Here is a 17452-nt window from a genome sequence, read left to right on the forward strand (position 1 = left end):
GGTTAAGCTTCTGCCGGTCAGATAGCCGAACCGTTCAATACATCATATCCTCTTAGTTGATATTGAATTTGATTCCTGTCATCTCTTCAGTGAGTGCCCACAGGTGCCTGGCGCTGGTCTCATCCAGTGAATATTGCATCACGCCGCTTTGATGAAGTTTTGCGCTGGTCTGAACGGCAGGGTCAGAGGAAAACAGTTCAGCGATGTCGCCATCTTCGCAGTATACGCCGCCAATGTTGTCCAGAAGCGGACTGGTAGCAACCCATACGGTAGTAGCAGCGCCCTGAGGGATTGTTTTCAACGAAGCGAGAACTTCCGGACGCATATTTCCGTTTTCATCGAGGAAGCCCATTTGCTGGAACAACTCCACCGGTGCTTCGCGGCCTAATTCAGTACCGGCGATGGACCCGGGGTGTACTGAATAGGCACGTACGTTATAGGCGCTTGCATGGTTGTCCAGTTCCAGGGCGAACAAATTACTGGCTGTTTTGGATTGGCCGTAAGCCTGCAGTGTTTCGTAGTCGCGATGTTGAAAATTAGGATCTTCAAAATTGAAGTTTCCCATGTGATGCCCCAGTGAAGAAACATTAATCACACGTGCACCGTTTGCCTGTTTCAGTGCAGGAAAAAGTTTGGAAGTCAGGTGAAATTGTCCGATGTAATTGGTAGCTAGTTGTGATTCTATGCCACGTGCATCTTTGCGCAGTGGCACCCACATGATACCTGCGTTGTTGATGAGCAGGTGTAACGGTCTGCCGGATGACAGAAATTTTTCTGCAAAAGCATCGATAGAAGCAGGGTCCATGAAATCCAGTGCCTCAACTTCCACACGGGCTATGCCTTCCAGGTTTTTCCAGGCTTTCTCCACATCTCTTGCTGCTACTATCACCATAGCGCCGGCAGCAGCCAGGGTCTTTGTGGTTTCCAGGCCGATACCTGTATTACCACCTGTGACGATAGCAACCTTACCGGTGAGGTCGATTCCTTTGATCACGTCTGAAGCTGTGGATTGGGCGTTAAAACTCGTGCCGAGCGGGTGCTGAAGTGCTCCCTGATTGTTAGTTTGTATCATTGTCATTTATCGTTTTGTTGATACAAATGTAGAGGATGTATTTCCCTGCAACTTTGTTTAAAAGGCCTATTTTGCTTTGTTTAGCGGACCACTATTTATATACCTGCCCAATGCGGAATTAGTGAAAATACGCTGTTAACTGATCGGAGAAATACACCTGGATTAAGGAGCAATATGATCAATAACTAGCCGGATCCTCTTCTGAGGTCATTTCGAAATCGTACACATCCATATTCAGGTAATGTCATTATTCAAAATTCCGGCTTACTTTGCTTTAATATCAGAAAAACGATTAGTATGAAAATGAAATTATTTTTTCTCCTGATTACCTGCTTCGCGGTACGTACCAATGCCCAGGACCCATGGAAGATGAAGGCTGAAAAAATAGATCCCAATAACTATTATGGGGTAACCGTGGCAAATGGCATTATTGGTGTCGTATCGTCACCTCAACCTTTTAAAGTTAAAAACGTGGTTTTAGCCGGTGCTTATGATACTTACGGGCGCGGCCGTGTAAGTAATTTCTTAAATGGCTTTAACCTGCTTAATATGTACCTTGAAATTGATGGTATACGTCTTGATGAGCGAAATACGCAACAACTGCAACAGGAACTGGATATGCATCATGCCTCATTTACGACACAACTCCTATATGGCAAAAAGGCAGCAGTAAAATACACCTATTATGCGTTGAGGCATCTTCCTTTTTCAGTTTTAATGGATGTGACCATAATAGCAAAAGAAGATGTAAGTATAACTGCTGCCAGTATCATGGAAACCCCTGAAGCTTTGCGTGATGTTCAAAATTATTATAATGAAATTGACAGGCCGCATGTTACCCTGAGCTTACTTACTTCTACTGCCAAAAGTCCTACAGGAAAGCTGCAGCTCTGTGCGTCGAACAGTTTTCTGTTTACTGAGCAACATGGAAATGAACCTAAGATTATCCATGAAATGTGGGATAATAATAGTCATCTGATGAAATTTAGTAAAACCTTAAAGGCTGGGGAAAGTTATACCTACTCGGTTATCGGGAGTACAATTAGCTCTGCACAGCATGCCGACCCGCTCAATGAAGCAGAAAGGATGACCATTTTTGCGAAACTCGAAGGAAGGGACAGGTTAATTAAATTTCATAATGCCGCCTGGGATGAACTTTGGAAATCGGATATTACAATAGAGGGTGATCCGCAGGCTCAGCAGGATGTACATAGCATGTTATATCATTTAACCTCTTTTTCAAGATCAGGCACTTCTTATTCACTCTCACCAATGGGGTTATCAGGTCTGGGTTACAATGGTCATATATTTTGGGATACTGATATCTGGATGTTTCCTGCACTGCTGGTCCTTCATCCGGAAATCGCAAAATCTTTAATCGAATATCGTTTTGAACGACTGGGACAAGCTGAAAAAAACGCTTTTTCTCATGGTTATAAAGGTGCTATGTATCCCTGGGAAAGTGCAGATAGCGGGGTCGAAGAAACACCTGTATGGGCTCTCAGCGGGCCATTTGAACACCATATCTCCGCCGATGTTGCATTAGCTGCCTGGAACTACTATTGTGTTACACAAGATAAAACCTGGCTTAGAGAAAAAGGGTGGCCGATTTTATCGCAGACAGCCGATTTTTGGGCAAGTAGAGTGGAGAGAGACGGATTAAATCAGTATGATATTAAAAATGTTGTAGCCGCGGATGAATGGGCAGAAAATGTAGATAATAATGCGTTTACAAATGCAGCAGCAAAAGTGAACCTGCATAATGCAAATTCGGCTGCATTAATTTTAGGGATTCCTCTGAATAAAGATTGGGAACTGGTTGAAAAGAATATTCCGATTTTGAAATTTGATAACGGCGTAACAAAGGAACATGCATCTTATAATGGTGAGGGAATTAAGCAGGCAGATGTTAATTTACTGGCTTACCCTTTAAATATCATAAGGGCTAAAGATCAGATTGAAAAAGATCTGGCTTACTATGAAACCAGAATACCTGAAGAAGGAACACCTGCAATGACTCATGCTATTTTTGCACTTCTTTATGCCAGAACAGGTAACCAAAATAAAGCCTATTCATTTTTTAAAGAAGCCTATGAACCTAACTTAAATCCACCATTCAGGGTAATCGCAGAAACTAAAGGTGGCACAAATCCCTACTTTGCAACAGGTGCAGGAGGTATTCTGCAAAGCGTACTGATGGGCTTCGGAGGATTGGAAATTTCGGATAAAGGAATTGTGCAGATCCATAGCTCATTACCTGGAAATTGGAAATCTCTTAAAATTTCCGGCGTGGGTATGGACAAAAGAACCTATATAATAAATCAGAAGAATTGACATTGACACACAGCCGGATCTATTATCTACACAATAATTTACAAATTTTCCTTAACTTAATAGACACGTGCAAATCAATACTATTGTTTACCAAACAATACTCATCAAATGCCCCGCTCATTAAATGACCCCGTTATACAGGATGTGTTTAATGCACAGCCGACCACCACACAAACCACATCGGGAACTGAAATTCCTTATCCATTTCCTTCGCCTGAAGACTGGCGCGATCACTGGATCTATTTTTTATTGGTAGACCGGTTTAACAACCCTTCCCATCCGCCATCACCGGGCGAGTATCCCTGCGCTGTATACCAGGGGGGTAATTTTTCCGGTATCAAACAACAGCTGCCTTATCTTAAAAAACTGGGTGTTGGCGCCCTATGGATCTCGCCGGTGCTGATAAACCCACAGTGGTTCAAAAATTACTGGGGTGGTTACGGTACTCTTGACTTCCTGCGCATCGAGCCCCGGTTTTGTGATGATCCTGTTTCAGCATTGCAGGACCCTACGGTGGGCGATGCTGAATTTCGGAGTTTGGTAGATGAGGTGCATGCCCATGGCATGTATGTGATTCTGGATATTGTGCTTAACCACACGGGTGATGTGTTTAATTACGAAGGCATGCGTGATGAGGCGCCATGGAATGACACCGGGGAATATACCATCTATTGGCGTGACGGACAAGGGCAGGCAAGGGGGGAGTGGACGGATATCAGCAACATTCCGGACCGGCCTGGTGATGGCGTGGTCTGGCCCAAAGAATTACAACAGAACGACTTCTTTCGGCGACGCGGTGATGGCGGGTTACGCGGTGATTTCTCCCGTATGAAAGAACTGGTTACTGAATATCTTATTCCGGATACAATGATCTACCCGGTGCGCAATCACCTGATCAGGGCTTATCAATATCTTATGGCAAGGTTTGACCTTGATGGCTATCGCATAGATACGTTGCAATACATAGAAGCTGATTTTGCCCGCGTATTTGGCAATGCTATGCGTGAGTTCGCGCTATCAATCGGCAAAAAGAATTTCTTCACCTTCGGTGAAGTGTGGCAGGACGATGACGAAGCAAGGATTGCTGAATTTATTGGCCGCAATACTGAAAAAGATGAGGAATTCATTGGTGTGGATGCTGCCATCGATTTCCCGATGCGCAAACGCCTGGTTGATGTTTGTAAAGGTGTAGCACCCCCGAAGGACCTTGCTGATCACTTTGATTACCGGCTTAAAATCCTTCGGCAAATAGTGAGCTCGCACGGTGATGCCGGCAAGAGCTACGTAACCTTTCTCGATAACCATGATCTGGATCGCCGCTTTCACAATAAACAATTTCCTGAGCAGACAAAACTGGCCTTAATCTGTCTGTTGTGCATGCAAGGCGTTCCCTGCATTTATTATGGCACCGAGCAAGGGCTCGATGGCGCGGGTAACATGCGGGAGTATGCCAGAGAGGCCTTGTGGGGACTGGCGAATGCTTTTAATGAGCAGGAAGACTTGTATCAGTTCATCGGTGAACTGAGCAAATTACGCGCTGCAGTGCCGGCACTCCGCTATGGCCGGCAGTATTTCCGCCCTTGTAGCGGCGATGGCGTCAATTTTGGACATTCACCGTATAAAGGCGGTCTTATTGCTTTTTCCCGCGTGCTGAACGACAAAGAAGTGTTAATCCTGGCGAATACCAATACAGAAAGAGGGGTAGTAGTCGATGTTGTGGTGGATAAGAATCTCCATTCCGAAGGTAGCGAATGGGAAGTCCTCTTCCCTCTGGCAAGGCGGGGAACGTTTCAGACGCGCAGCAGATCGCAGGGTGTTTTCAGAACGATACAGATAGAATTATCACCGTCTGATTATTTAATTCTTACTTAACGTTTTTCCCAGGCTGCCCTGCCGGTGTTCGGTATGAAAATGGCAGGCAGATCTGGTGGTATGTTCTTCAAGGCAGGGCCAGATGTGCTTAAATAAGAAGATAAAGTGTCGACAAAGTGTCTACAGGCTATAATGGATTGTTCAATGCGCTAATTTGCGGGGATACATTATTTCTTTCGGCGGTACATAATCCGTTACATTCCCATATTTGTCTACCCTCAGGAAGCAGCTTTTTTTCACTGTATCGTTTATCTTCTTCTTTGCCCTTTGTACCCTTGATTTAACGGTACTCAATGGCAAATTGTGCATTTTTGCAAATTGCGTCTGACTTATCCCATTTAATTCAATGGCTTCCATCACCTCCTTCTGTTCCTCCGGCAATGTTTTTATCAATAAAGAGATGCACTTTAGTAAATAAACATTTCCTTCATTATATTCCTCTTCATTTTGATCCGGCAACAGAAATTTCTTATCCTTCTTCCGGTAATGATCGATGACGGTGTTATATACAATTACCCTTAGCCAGGATAACAACTTTTCATCACTTTTCAGTGTATTGATGTGTTGATGCGCTTTTACAAAAATGTCCTGCCTGATATCCTGTATAATTTCAGCATCTACGTTTATCTTCTGCAAATACAACTCAATATCATTGTACAGTTTTAATTGCCAGTTATCATCCATGTATTGAAACCTATTTAACGATCATGTATTCGGAAAGCTACAAAGCTATATAATTACTTCATTTTAGGTGAAACAGCCATCAACATTAACACCTGGCTGGTTCCGAAGTTGTGTATTACTAATTACCGATTTCAGTGCATTGCCATTTGCCGATCATATCTCCCGTTATGAATGTTGGTCAATTAGCATTTTAAGAGAGTTGTATATCCAAACTTAACGTTTTTCTCAAGCTGCGCTGCCGGGGTTCGAGACGCAGTTGTCGAGTCTTTTATATAACTAACAGTTACCAGAGCTGAAGCATAGGGGAGTGCCCTATAGGGGGCTCTCTTGAGCTGTATTTTTCTTGACTGCAAAGCCTTAAATAAAACTCCTGTTCGGAGGCATACTAAAACTAAAAAGCCTTCAGATCTTTTGATCTGAAGGCTTTTTAGTTTTGTGCCCCCGCAGGTGCGGATTTCAAACCAGGTGGTTAAATATTTGGGAAAATTAAGCAAGCCGGATATAAAAGGCAGGAGGTAAAAATGGACATAACTATACATAAAATAAAGGGAGTGCTGAATAATACACATACGCATATTGATTCCTTAATCCTTATCTATATATAAGTTGTATTTGTCAGGAAAAAGTTTCTTGTTTACAACACTGAGATCTTCTTATGCAATCCGCTTAGGCCCAAGAGAATTATTCCTGAACCGAGTCAGTAAATCATAAAGGGCTTTTGACTTATATTTGTTATAGACAACAATTGTTGAAAATACCATCAATGGATTTACAAAATCAGGATTATAAAGAGCTTATTACCGGAATAGGAGATTTGCTTATTTCTGGAAGACAGAAGGCGGCTCAACAGGTGAATACCATTTTGGTTGAAACTTATTGGACAATAGGCCTGTATATTGTAGAATATGAACAGGGAGGGAACGAGAAGTCCGAATATGGAAGTCAATTATTCGAGCGTCTTTCCCGCGACCTGACTCAAGCTTATGGAAAAGGTTTTAGTCGGTCCAACTTACTATATATAAGGAAATTCTATATCACTTTCCAAAAACGTGAGACAGTGTCTCACAAATTGACATGGAGCCACTATTTTGAGATTCTTAAAGCCGACAATGAACTGGAAATAAGCTTTTATGCCAAACAGGCTGAAAAGGAGAAATGGAGTGTACGGGAACTAAAAAGGCAAATGAAAAGTATGTTGTTTCACAGATTGGCTTTAAGCACTGATAAAGAAGGCGTATTAAAACTGGCGAATAAAGGTCATGAAGTTCAGCAGCCTGAAGATTTAATTAAAGATCCGTTTGTGCTGGAATTTTTAAATATACCAGAGCAACATCAATATCATGAGAATGAGCTGGAAGAAAAGTTGATTAATAACCTACAACATTTTTTACTTGAACTAGGAAAAGGATTTGCTTTTATTGCCAGACAATATCGTATCAGTATTGGGGGTAAACATTTTCGGTTAGACTTATTATTCTATCATCGCATACTGAAATGTTTTGTTCTTATTGATTTAAAAAGAGGAGAGATCGATCATAATGATGTGGGCCAAATGAACTTATACCTTAATTATTTTAAGAAAGAGGAGGCGACTGAGGGAGATAATGAACCAGTTGGAATATTACTGGGGGCTTATAAAGACCATATATTGGTAGAATATGCTACCAGCAGTATAACAAACAAAATATTGCTGGCAAAATATCAACTGTATCTTCCGGATAAGACGCAATTAGAGAGTGCATTGAAGAAGTTATTAGACGTTTGATTTATCAAACATAGCAGACATAAATGTCCCTAAACGCAAACGGCTGGGAGTAATATCGACTTTTGGTGAACCTGGTAGTAAGGATTTCAAGTCTGATGGTTATATCTTATGAAGAATTAAGTAAATTGATGATGGACATGATTAAATAATAAACACAAGAAGTATGAACTTGACCTAGAAATTCGGACACGTAGTTAAGCCGCTTTGGTTAAGATTCGTTTGTGAATCCGGTACATGTAAGTTTTATTTTCAGTTCAAACCTTACATCTCTTTATTTACTAACAGCCGTTTCAGTATTTATTTTGTTAGTAAAAACTTACCGAACTATTGCCTTACAATATCGACATGTTATTAATTTACATATACCCCATTACTAAAGTAATAATTAAATGAAAGAAAAGATAGAGGCCTACTTCTCAAGTATAAGAGATAAGATAAATATTATCCGCAATGTTAATAAAGAAATCGAATTGCGTGATGCACCGAGGTTTAGCGTGTTTGATTACATTGACATTGATGAAAATAAACTATCTGATATAATTGCAGATTTTTTGAATCCAAAAGGTAAACATGGACAGGGCAATGTGTTTCTACTAGAATTTCTTAAACTAATCAACCTCGAAAATATTGATCATAATAAATTTGTGAGTATCAGAAGGGAAGTCTCTACTAGGTTAATCAATCCAACACAACGGAGAATGGACATCGTGATTAATTTCGAAAATCAAACCGTTATGATCGAAAATAAACCCTGGGCGGCGGATCAATATAAACAGCTATCACATTACAAGGAGCATCTGTACCGGGACTATGGGGAAAAATTCATCATCATTTACTTGGCTTCTAATAATAGGAAACCTTCAGAGGTGAGTATTGCGGAAGTTGAGCTGAATGAATTGATAGTTAAAAATCAGTTTTTACAGATATCCTTTGATAAGGATTTGGTTGCATGGATCGAAAAATGTTTAGAAAAATGTAAGCCTCAAAATATAAAACAATTTTTGCAAGACTTTAAGTTTTATTTACTCAACAATTTTAATACGGAAATTGCATGATACAGGAACAACAGGCTGTTGTAAATTTTGCTCTCGAAAGTAGAGAAAATCTTGAATTAACCTTCTTAGCGCATCAGTCTTATAGCCTACTTTGTAAAGACCTAGCTTTTAAGTTTCACAGTGAGCTAAGTAAAAGAGTGGGGGAAGTATACGTAGGTGATGACTGGATACTACCAGAGAATCCTCCTGGGAATTTGATCGAATTTATGATAGGAAATAGAAAATGGCCTGGTAATGTAAAGTTTGGTTGGCGTGATTTTGATGATATAGACAGATTATGCTTCTATGTAAAAACTGATAACGATTTTAGGAGTACTATTTTCTCCGCTATCAATTCTGCAATAAAAGGAAAAGAAACAGGAGCTGGCTGGTGGTTCAGATTCAGGGAGCCATATAATAGATGGGAGTCATCATTGGACGGTATCAATTCGTTGTATGATTCTAAAAATATGATCAACTATGTGATAGAAAATTTTATGTCGATCAGTAGCGCCATAGAGGCGCACTTCATGCAGCCAGCTGAAATGCCAGGGATTTAATCTTATAATTTAGATTAAATTTTAATCTAAAAATTAAAATTATTCTATCTCATTTTCGGAGGGATATTTTACAAAAGACCAACCTTGAGCAGCAAAATAGACCCTTTGTTATAGTTCGTTGCAGACCTGGAGGGAACTTCATACACAAAAAGTCAGGCTTCTAAAAAAAGCCGGACTTTTTGTGCCCCATGTATTGGAATCCAAACTGAGTCATTACTTAATAGTTGATGTTGTCACATTGTCTATAAAAACGATATTTGAGGCATTTCTTCATTGAATCCTTTATTTTTCCTATTGAGGTATCGAAGCATTCTGCTATTTTCTCTTTCTCCGCATTGCTCAGTTTATTATCACTAGGCCTTGCTTTCCTGTAGTATGTGGGTATTGAGTAACCGCACTCACGCATATAACATCACGGAACACGTTACTTAGTTTAATTGTCTGTGTGTGCATTTCATGCAGCATATTAGTCTCAATTGGTAAGGTCATTTCCTCATTTATTACTATGATTAGATTGAACAATTTGCATCTAATGTTTTACCGATTTAAGACAATGTTATTCCTTCTTATCTTTAATAAATTTCTCCAATATTCGCTTTATTAGAAATCTTGTCTCTTTAATTAATATAAAAGACTCCTTTGACTCCCCATATAGATCTCTAAGCATAGGATGACCTAACATATCAGTTGCATGTTCAAAGCTTCTAATTAACTTCTCCTTTTCTATAGAACTTTTTGAAGTTCTTAGCCCCCGATATGTTTCCATTCCAATTTCGTAAAACCATGGAAAGTCTTCTTTATATAATCCAATAATCATCAGAAAACCAATACTAGGATCATCGTCCGACATGCTAAGATGAAACATATCCTCCATTAACATTGGATGGAATCGTCTCTTCCTTTTTCTAGATTCAGGATCTAACCTGTTCTCAATTCTGCCTGGTAGACTATCAAACATTATTTTCACTTCTTCAAACAGCTTTGCCACAGAATTTTCATCATCTTTATCAACCTTCTCATTTTTAGTGTTTTTGATTTTGTTGGTAATATCTGCAGCTTTTTTTACAAAATTTTCAACCAATTGCCGAACGAGTAGTGGATCTGGGTCTAATCCAGGAACCTTCTTAACTAACTCAAGTACAAGTTTAGTTATGGATTCTACATCCCCATCATTGTTTTGAAATTGGGCAAAAGGTCCACCTATTGCAGAACTTAAAGGAATACCTAAAGCAATACCAATTACTTTTTTATCAAGCTTTCCTTTCGCAACCCCCGCTTCATATAATATCCAAGGCCTGTCGACACTATGCTTTGTTAACAAACATACTACATCGGAAGCCTCGTCAATTTTATCCATAATTGCGGGATACCATTCTTGCCCATATTCTATTCCTTGCGTTCCCTTTTTATCTGATGAACGGAATGATTTCAAAGCTCCGGCACTGGCGCTTTTTAATAAACTACTAAATTCCTCTGCCAATTCTGCATCTCTAGTGTCATGACTGATAAATACTAAGGGATGTTGAGTGTTAGAAACGAGGGGTTCAGGTGTTACTTTAGTAACGGTTGAAGCTTTTATGTCTTTCTTTTTTAATGTCATTATGGTCCTTTAACAATTGTAATTTTTAATTAGTTTGAATTACATACTTCATAACTACTTTCACGTTAATCCATTGTTCACGATGTTACATATGTTCCTACTTCCATCTTCATAATCAATACTCTAGTAAATTTGAACGTAATTGGTCTAATATCGAAAATCATATTCATCTTTTTCTAAATATATGGAATAGCTACCACGTTAGTTTTATTAACTGAAGAATTGTTTATTATAATAAAGTTGGATCACGTCATGATAACTAAGTTACTTTTATGAAAAAAGTAATGTCACCTTTATCTTATTAACTAGTAATTAACAAGTGTTATAGCAGTGAAGTTTATTATATTAAGGTGTAGGCCTGTTATATTGTTTATGGGACTATTCAGAAACTATCAAAGAGCATTCTTTAAAATATATATATATGATTGCTGAGAATCAGAGAAGGTGATGCTTTGATTGTTTTCTGAAAGAAAATGTAAGTTAAATGGTTGGAGAGGTGTCATTGTAATTTGATTAATACAGTTTAGTCTATCTGTATAATGCATAGTGACGCATTTTAAAAAGGTTACGGAAAAGTAGAAATTTTGCCGTACCCTTTTTGTAACCATTTAGAGTGGTTTGAATTAGATCAACATTGTAGCTTAAAAACAGAAAAGCCGCGTAAATCATGCGATTTATGCGGCTTTGATACTGTTTGATGATCTTAGTGTGACCCCTCAGGGACTCGAACCCTGGACCTACTGATTAAGAGTCAGTAGCTCTAACCAGCTGAGCTAAGGAGTCATCGTTTTACCGTTGAACGGGCTGCAAATCTAACACCTTGTTTTATAATTCGCAAAACTTCTTTAACTTAAATAAAAAAAATCGGGCAAAACGCCCGGAAAAGGAGTCTTAAGAATGGAAACAGCTTACATAGTAGCCGGGTATAGAACCGCCGTGGGCAAGGCCAAGCGTGGCGGATTCCGCTTTTCCCGGCCTGATGATCTGGCCGTAGAAGTAATTACAGGATTATTGAAAAGTGTCCCGCAACTCGATCCGAAACGGGTGGATGACCTCATTGTAGGTAATGCCGTCCCCGAAGCAGAGCAGGGTTTGCAGATAGGTCGCATGATATCCGTAAGAGCTTTGGGAATAGAAGTTCCTGGCATGACCGTAAACCGGTATTGCGCTTCCGGGCTGGAAACAATTGCCATTGCCACTGCTAAGATCCAGTCGGGCATGGCACATTGTATCGTTGCCGGTGGTACTGAAAGTATGAGCCTGGTGCCGGTAGCCGGTTGGAAAACCGTTCCCAATTATAAAGTCGCTACCACTACACCCGAGTATTACCTGGGCATGGGACTGACAGCAGAAGCCGTTGCCCGTGAATATAACGTCTCCAGAGAGGACCAGGATACATTCTCCTTCAGATCTCATCAGAAGGCCTTAAATGCCATCCAAAACGGGTATTTCAAAGAAGGTATACTGCCTATCTCAGTAGACGAAGTGTATGTAGATGAAAGAGGTAAGAAACAACAACGCACATATGTTGTTGATACTGATGAAGGTCCGCGTGCAGATACTTCCGCAGAAGCCCTTGCCAAACTGAAACCGGTATTTGCTGCCGGCGGCAGTGTCACCGCAGGTAACTCCTCCCAGACATCCGACGGAGCTGCCTTCGTGGTAGTAATGAGCGAGACGATGATGAAGGAACTGGGGCTCCAGCCAATTGGCAGGTTGATAGGCTGCGCTTCAGCAGGCGTTCACCCGCGTATCATGGGTATAGGGCCGGTGGCTGCTATTCCTAAAGTATTGCAACAGGTAGGTAAGACACTGAACGATATAGACCTGGTAGAGCTGAATGAGGCATTCGCTTCTCAGTCAATAGCTGTGATAAGAGAACTGGGGATTAACCCGGATATCGTAAATATTAATGGCGGAGCTATCGCATTGGGGCATCCGCTGGGATGTACCGGGGCTAAACTCACGGTACAGATCTTAGGTGATCTGAAACGACTGAATAAGAAATACGGTATCGTAACAGCATGCGTAGGCGGTGGCCAGGGCATTGCAGGCGTAATCGAAAGATTTTAATAATAAAGAGTCGTTTAGTTGTATCAGCTAAACGACTCTTATCAGTACTCAGTCTGGGAAATGGTCCCTTAATAAACAAAAGTCTCCTGCCGTGTATACCCAATACTCCTGTCAAACACCTCTTCCTCTGTCAGCCTTTTACTGATCACATACATTCTATGAATCTCATCCTCAAGCAATAGCGGATCTGTTGTAAACAAATCCTTACCATCTTTTGTCACTACGAGGTACTCATTGCCAGCAATCAGGTTGGAAGTCGCCCTGCAAATAATAAACCCGTCTTTCACACGCAGGCAGATAGATTTCACGGGTACTCCTGCGTAAATAATCTTAAACGCAGGCTCAACATAAAACTCTCCATAAATTACATCTTGTATAGTGTTATACATATACACAGGGATATTATAATGCAATGCAGGGTCCTTCAATGCCTGCTGCATCTTAGAGAAATTATCATAACAGATCTTGTTTTTCCTGATGGAGGCGGAGAGGTTAACACCTAATTTATCCCTGTATAGTTGAAGGAAGGATGCACTGATATTATACTGATTACTTTCATAAGCAATATACGTAGATGCCGGGACCTTCAGATATTTATACATTCTCATTACGCTTACACCTAATAGTTCACGTACCATTAATAACGGAGTAACCATATATTTTAATTTACGGATTGGAAATGGGGGATTTATTTATCTTTATATCATATTATGATAAAACATAATAATGAGATGCTCAATCTGATTATCATAATATTTCTCTGTAAAAATAACTGTATTTGAAATACAATTCGCAAATAAAGTTAACTATGTTATAAATTGATAAATAGGATGTTATAGTGAATATATGCGTCTTAAAATGATAAAAAGCGTATCAAAATGACAAGTAATTGATTAGTTTAGGAAAGATATACAGAGAATAAAGATCTTGCTATCAAAATCCAGTATCCTGATATCAATAATGTTGATAATCATCTCATTCCGGCTAAACTCAATGAATTACAAATAAAATAATCCCAATGAATTAAACTTTTTACTAATTTGCTACCGTAAAACTTTGGGGGGACCCTGTGCAAAAGCCTATATCAATCCAGAATTCATCCCTATAATTATATAACCATATCATTTTTATGGATCGCAGACAATTCCTTACGCTTTCTCCTGAAAGCAGGCAAACAGTGAAAGCGACTACCACCGGCGCTCGTACAGATTCCGGTACTAACGCCTACACAGGAGCTTTTGATACCGCTCAGGTCGTACACCTGCTCAAACGTACCATGTTCGGTGCTACCCCCGCAGATATTGCATGGGCCAAAGGACTGGGTATGGACGCGGCAGTTGAAGCCCTTATCACCACTACAAGCACAATAGCTACTTCTCCGTTAAATACCTACGGCGATGATGTTACTGGTATCGCCCCCGGCGCTACCTGGGTAAACTCAACTCCTCCTCCTGTGGCAACAGACGATCTCGACCTGGACAAAATGCGCCGGCCTACCTACCAGGCCTGGTGGGTGAGCATCATGCTCTCCCAGGGACGCAGCATTCAGGAAAAAATGATGCTCTTCTGGGCCAATCACTTTTCTATAGAAACCGATAAGGTACTGGATGCCCGCCTCGTATACAGATATAATAATATGCTGCGCGCGAACGCTCTCGGTAACTTCAAAACACTCGTAAAAGAAGTTACACTGGCCCCCGCCATGCTGATCTATCTCAACGGTAACCTCAATGGTAAAGAAGCGGCAGACGAAAACTACGGCCGCGAATTACAGGAACTGTTCACCGTAGGTAAAGGCCCGGATTCTCATTACACGGAAGACGATGTAAGAGCCGCTGCCCGCGTCCTGACCGGCTTCAGAGTAGACCCGGTTACCATGACCAGCTACTTCGAAACCACTCAGCACGACATCACCAACAAAGAATTCTCTGATTTCTATCTCAATAAAAAAGTATCAGGAAAAACAGGACCTGATGGTGCTACAGAACTCGACGATCTGTTAGCGATTATTTTCTCCTCTAACGAAGTGGCTAAACACATCGTGCGGAAAATCTACCGCTTCTTCGTTTACTACCTGATAGATGATGCTGTTGAAGCGAATGTAATCACCCCATTAGCTGCTATCTTCGTTGCCAACAACTATGATATCACTCCCGTACTCAGGGCATTATTCAAAAGCGAACATTTCTACGATCCGTTAAACATGGCCTGCCTGATCAAAAGTCCGGTAGACTTTACCATAGGAATGTGCCGCGAATTTGGTGTGCAATTCCCTTCTGCTTACATGGACGCATATACCGCCTGGGATACCATGCGTGATACGATGAAGAATATGCTGCAGGACATTGGTCAGCCTCCGCTGGTGGCTGGTTGGGACGCTTACTACCAGGAACCGCAATACCATGAACTGTGGATCAACACCGATACGCTGCCTAAACGTAACATGCTGAGCGATATGCTCATCAGCAACGGTGGTTTTGCTAACCTGAAAATAGATGTACTGACCTTCGCAGATAAACTGTCCGATCCTTCTAATCCCGTTACACTCGTAAACGATTCTCTGGATCTGATGTACCGTATCGAAGTATCTGATGCTACCCGTGCTTTCCTGAAAAATACCCTGCTGCTGAGCGGACAAAATCCGGATAGTGATTACTACTGGACCGATGCCTGGAATACCTACAAAGCAAATCCCGGTGATGCCGCTTCGCGTCAGATAGTAGAAAGCCGTTTACAATCGCTCTACAAGTACCTGATGGACCTGTCTGAATATCAATTAGCCTGATCTTAGAAAGACCTAACCTATTACTATGAAACGCAGAGACTTTCTTAAATATACCGCGCCGGCCACCGTATTACCCACTTTTATAAATGGGTTTGCCGTAAAAGCTTTTGGCTCATCATCATCGCTTCTGGCTGCGCTGGAAGCTTCTGCCACAGATAATGACCACGTACTGGTAATGATCCAGCTGGCAGGTGGTAATGACGGCCTTAACATGGTGGTGCCACTGGACATATATGGTAAATACCAGGCTGCACGCCCCAACATTGCCATCGCCGAAGGCAAGGTGCTGCCACTCGTTAATAATATTAAAACAGGCCTGCATCCTGCATTAAAAGGGATACAGGAATTATACGATGATGGGAAAGTATGTATCGTACAGAGTGTAGGATACCCTTCTCCGGATTACTCCCACTTCCGCGCTACCGATATCTGGTTAACCGGTTCCGATCAGAATCAGGTATTAACTACCGGTTGGGCAGGACGTTATCTGTCTACCGAATATCCCGATTTCCCGGATAACTATCCGAACGATAAGGATACTGATCCTTTGGCTATCCAGATTGGTTCGATCGTATCGCCAGCCTTCAACGGTACCAATGCTAACATGGGTATCGCCATCACCAGCGCTACAGACTTCTACAACCTGATTGATGGTGTACAGGACCCCGTTCCCAATACCCATGCTGGTTTAGAACTGGAATATATCCGTACCATCGCCCGTCAGACCAACAAGTTTGCAGATTCCATCAAAGCGGCTGCGTCTAAAGTGACTTCCCAAAGCCCTTATCCTGATAACGGTCTGGCTGAACAACTTAAAATAGTAGCACGCCTTATCGCCGGCGGACTCAAAACCCGCCTCTACATGGTAAGTCTGGGTTATTTTGATACACATGCGAGTCAGACACAGGGTGGAGATAATACCACCGGTTACCACGCAGAACTGCTGGGCCGCCTGTCTACTTCTATCAAAGCATTCATGGACGACCTCACCAACCTGAAAGTATCCCGCCGCGTGGCTGGTATGACCTTCTCAGAGTTTGGCCGTCGTACCAAATCCAATGGTAGTATGGGTACAGACCATGGTGCTGCTGCTCCTATGATCCTCTTCGGGGATTATGTGCTGCAAGGCGTACTGGGTGCTTCTCCTACCATCCCGGATGCTACTTCCGTGAATGATAACATGCCTATGCAGTACGACTTCCGTTCTGTATACGCGTCCCTGCTGGAACAATGGTTCTGCGTGGATAATACCACCCTGCAGACCATCCTGCTAAAGGATTATCAACGCCTGCCAATCATCAGCGGTATTGCCTGCGGTACCATCACGGCTATCGATGATGTCAACAACGGCAGCACACACCTCATCACCAATTACCCGAATCCTTTTGTGGACACTACCACATTAAAATATAAGTCCAAAGGCGGTCATACCATGATCCAGATCTTTGATACCATGGGCCGCCTGATAGGCGTGCCGGTAAATAAAGTACTGGCAGTAGGGGAGTACACCACTTCTTTTGATGCCAGACAACTGGCCACCGGAACATATTACGCCCGACTCCAGAATGGGCCTTACCAACAGGTAAGAACAATGCTGAAAGTGAAATAAAAAAGATGCTCCTGGTTTAACCAGGAGCATCTTTTTTTAAACGGTGTTGCAAATTCTTTTATCT

At 41.5% G+C, this 17452-nt stretch carries 12 protein-coding genes and 1 tRNA gene; 8 read left to right on the forward strand and 5 right to left on the reverse strand.

Features of this window, described 5'->3' with window-relative positions; all coding sequences use genetic code 11:
- Positions 1 to 52 precede the first annotated feature (52 nt).
- On the reverse strand, positions 53 to 1072 hold the full coding sequence (locus GO495_RS00840; protein ID WP_157297818.1) for an SDR family NAD(P)-dependent oxidoreductase: 1020 nt from the start codon (positions 1070 to 1072) through the stop codon (positions 53 to 55).
- Between the two features lie 297 nt (positions 1073 to 1369).
- Here GO495_RS00840 and GO495_RS00845 point away from each other — a divergent pair, with 297 nt between their 5' ends.
- Together GO495_RS00845 and GO495_RS00850 are read left to right on the forward strand one after the other, a co-directional pair.
- Positions 1370 to 3406 carry a kojibiose hydrolase gene (locus tag GO495_RS00845; protein WP_157297819.1) on the forward strand — a complete coding sequence of 679 codons (2037 nt, stop codon included), beginning with the start codon at positions 1370 to 1372 and terminating at the stop codon, positions 3404 to 3406.
- A 108-nt stretch (positions 3407 to 3514) separates the two neighbouring features.
- The gene (locus tag GO495_RS00850; RefSeq protein WP_157297820.1) at positions 3515 to 5278 is read left to right on the forward strand and encodes an alpha-amylase family glycosyl hydrolase; all 1764 of its coding nucleotides are present in this window, start codon (positions 3515 to 3517) and stop codon (positions 5276 to 5278) included.
- A gap of 141 nt (positions 5279 to 5419) precedes the next feature.
- On the opposite strand, the gene GO495_RS00855 is transcribed toward GO495_RS00850, so the two are convergent.
- Entirely contained in the window at positions 5420 to 5962 is a 543-nt protein-coding gene (locus tag GO495_RS00855) for a sigma-70 family RNA polymerase sigma factor (RefSeq protein ID WP_157297821.1), read from the reverse strand.
- 763 nt (positions 5963 to 6725) lie between these two features.
- Between GO495_RS00855 and GO495_RS00860 the strand changes: the two genes are divergently transcribed.
- The 3 genes from GO495_RS00860 (at position 6726) to GO495_RS00870 (ending at position 9321) form a co-directional block, all read left to right on the forward strand.
- Positions 6726 to 7727 (forward strand): PDDEXK nuclease domain-containing protein, encoded by a 1002-nt coding sequence (locus GO495_RS00860; RefSeq protein WP_157297822.1) that lies wholly within the window; start codon positions 6726 to 6728, stop codon positions 7725 to 7727.
- A 389-nt stretch (positions 7728 to 8116) separates the two neighbouring features.
- Positions 8117 to 8782, forward strand: a complete 666-nt coding sequence (locus GO495_RS00865) for a PDDEXK-like family protein (RefSeq protein WP_157297823.1) — start codon at positions 8117 to 8119, stop codon at positions 8780 to 8782.
- Entirely contained in the window at positions 8779 to 9321 is a 543-nt protein-coding gene (locus tag GO495_RS00870; protein WP_157297824.1) for a hypothetical protein, read from the forward strand. Before GO495_RS00865 ends, GO495_RS00870 begins: the two co-directional genes overlap by 4 nt.
- A gap of 556 nt (positions 9322 to 9877) precedes the next feature.
- On the opposite strand, the gene GO495_RS00875 is transcribed toward GO495_RS00870, so the two are convergent.
- On the reverse strand, positions 9878 to 10921 hold the full coding sequence (locus GO495_RS00875; protein WP_157297825.1) for a toll/interleukin-1 receptor domain-containing protein: 1044 nt from the start codon (positions 10919 to 10921) through the stop codon (positions 9878 to 9880).
- 709 nt (positions 10922 to 11630) lie between these two features.
- Positions 11631 to 11704, reverse strand: a tRNA-Lys gene (locus GO495_RS00880).
- Positions 11705 to 11818: 114 nt separating this feature from the next.
- Between GO495_RS00880 and GO495_RS00885 the strand changes: the two genes are divergently transcribed.
- Entirely contained in the window at positions 11819 to 12994 is a 1176-nt protein-coding gene (locus tag GO495_RS00885) for a thiolase family protein (protein ID WP_157297826.1), read from the forward strand.
- A gap of 68 nt (positions 12995 to 13062) precedes the next feature.
- On the opposite strand, the gene GO495_RS00890 is transcribed toward GO495_RS00885, so the two are convergent.
- On the reverse strand, positions 13063 to 13650 hold the full coding sequence (locus tag GO495_RS00890; protein WP_157297827.1) for a helix-turn-helix domain-containing protein: 588 nt from the start codon (positions 13648 to 13650) through the stop codon (positions 13063 to 13065).
- Between the two features lie 473 nt (positions 13651 to 14123).
- On the opposite strand from GO495_RS00890, the gene GO495_RS00895 reads away from it, so the two are divergent.
- Both GO495_RS00895 and GO495_RS00900 read left to right on the forward strand, forming a co-directional pair.
- The gene (locus GO495_RS00895) at positions 14124 to 15779 is read left to right on the forward strand and encodes a DUF1800 domain-containing protein (protein WP_157297828.1); all 1656 of its coding nucleotides are present in this window, start codon (positions 14124 to 14126) and stop codon (positions 15777 to 15779) included.
- Positions 15780 to 15804: 25 nt separating this feature from the next.
- Complete coding sequence (locus GO495_RS00900) at positions 15805 to 17388, forward strand: DUF1501 domain-containing protein (protein WP_157297829.1); 1584 nt, start codon at positions 15805 to 15807, stop codon at positions 17386 to 17388.
- The last annotated feature ends 64 nt before the right edge of the window (positions 17389 to 17452 follow it).

The organism is Chitinophaga oryziterrae, assembly GCF_009758125.1.
In the GTDB taxonomy this organism is placed as follows: Bacteria; Bacteroidota; Bacteroidia; order Chitinophagales; family Chitinophagaceae; genus Chitinophaga; species Chitinophaga oryziterrae.